The 1,437-nt window shown below is 68.3% G+C and carries 3 protein-coding genes; 2 read left to right on the top strand and 1 reads right to left on the bottom strand.

What is annotated here, in order from left to right; genetic code table 11:
• A partial coding sequence (locus tag AC1D00_RS40930) for a beta-eliminating lyase-related protein (protein ID WP_477014620.1) occupies positions 1 to 521 on the top strand: 521 nt, incomplete at its 5' end.
• Between the two features lie 65 nt (positions 522 to 586).
• On the top strand, positions 587 to 940 hold the full coding sequence (locus tag AC1D00_RS40925) for an MmcQ/YjbR family DNA-binding protein (RefSeq protein WP_135173400.1): 354 nt from the start codon (positions 587 to 589) through the stop codon (positions 938 to 940).
• A gap of 24 nt (positions 941 to 964) precedes the next feature.
• On the opposite strand, the gene AC1D00_RS40920 is transcribed toward AC1D00_RS40925, so the two are convergent.
• Positions 965 to 1,432 (bottom strand): MarR family winged helix-turn-helix transcriptional regulator, encoded by a 468-nt coding sequence (locus AC1D00_RS40920; RefSeq protein ID WP_477014621.1) that lies wholly within the window; start codon positions 1,430 to 1,432, stop codon positions 965 to 967.
• Positions 1,433 to 1,437: the final 5 nt, after the last annotated feature.

Below are 1,437 nucleotides of genomic sequence, written 5' to 3'. Positions count from 1 at the left end.
GCGCCCGCCTGTTCAATGCCTCGGTCGCGCTCGGCGTGCCGGCGGCACGGATCGCCGAGCATGCCGACAGCGTGATGGTCTGCCTCTCCAAAGGCCTGAGCGCGCCGGTCGGCAGCCTGCTGTGCGGCAGCGCTGCGTTCGTCGCGCGGGCGCGGGCCTTGCGAAAGCTCGTCGGCGGCACGATGCGCCAGTCCGGTGTCGTCGCAGCCGCGGGCCTCGTCGCGCTGGAGACGATGATCGAGCACCTCGCCGAAGATCATGCCGCGGCAAGACGGCTCGCCGCGGCCTTGAGCTGGCTCGACCCGACGCTCGCCGATCCCGACCAGGTGCAGACCAACATCCTGCGCGTCGACGTCTCCGCAAGCGGGCGCGAGGCCGCCGCATGGGCCGAGGGCGTGAAGCGGCACGGCATCCTGGTGCAAGCCAGCGGCCCCTTGCAGCTCCGGCTCGTCACCCATCGCCACGTCGACGAAGCGGCGGTGGACCGCACCATTGCCGCCTTCGCGGCGCTCGGCCGCTAGCGCGCGCATTGCAAGCCGCAAGCGCGCGCATTGCAAGCCGCACGCAGCGTGCTATCGCTCGCGCCATGACTCCGAAAAGCTTCGAAGCGCGCTGCCTGCGCCTGCCCGCCGCCACCAAGGTGGTGCAGTGGGAGGGCACCTCCGTATTCAAGGTCGGCGGCAAGATGTTCGCGCTCGGCGGCGGCTTTGCCGCAGGCTCCGGCGGCTACATGTTCAAGGTCTCGGACATGGCCTATGCGATGCTGATCGAGCACGGCGTGGCACGTCCGGCGCCGTATCTGGCCCGGGCCAAATGGGTGCAGCTCGTCAGCAACAACGCCCTGCCGGATGCCGAGCTCACCGCCTATCTGGCGCAGGCCCATGCGCTGATCGTGGCCAAGCTGACGCGCAAATCGCGCAAGATGCTGGGGCTCGACTGAACGCCAGCGCCGGCGCGTCGCACGTCAGGACCGCTCCTGTTCGGATCCGGTGTGGCGCAGCAGATTGTCGCGCAGGCGGCTCACCGTCTTCTGCACCACCGGAAACTCGTCGCCGAGGCCGGTCGCCTCGATCACGGATGCGCCGAGGTCCTGCTCGATCAACTTGCGGCCGGCCGGCGTCAGGCTCACCCGCACCTGCCGCTCGTCGGTGGGATCGCGGTGGCGCTTGATGTAGCCCGTCTGCTCGAGCTTCTTCAGGATCGGCGTCAGCGTGTTGGATTCCAGGAACAGCTTCTCGCCGAGCGCGCTGACGGTCTGCTCGTCCTCCTCCGACAGCGCCACCAGGGCGATGTACTGGGTGTAGGTCAGCCCGACCTTGTCCAGCAGCGGCTTGTAGGCGCGGCCGAAGGCGAGATTGGCAGAATAAACCGCAAAGCACAGGAAATTCGACAATTTTCGGCCTTTGCCGGCGGCTTTGGGGGAACGGGCCACGGGAA

This window comes from Bradyrhizobium sp. P2_E8, assembly GCF_056403875.1.
This window is presented reverse-complemented; position numbering and strand designations above follow the sequence as displayed.

Excerpts from the sequence above, each read along its gene's own strand:
- AC1D00_RS40925 (WP_135173400.1), top strand. The coding sequence starts at position 587 with ATGACTCCGAAAAGCTTCGAAGCGCGCTGCCTGCGCCTGCCCGCCGCC.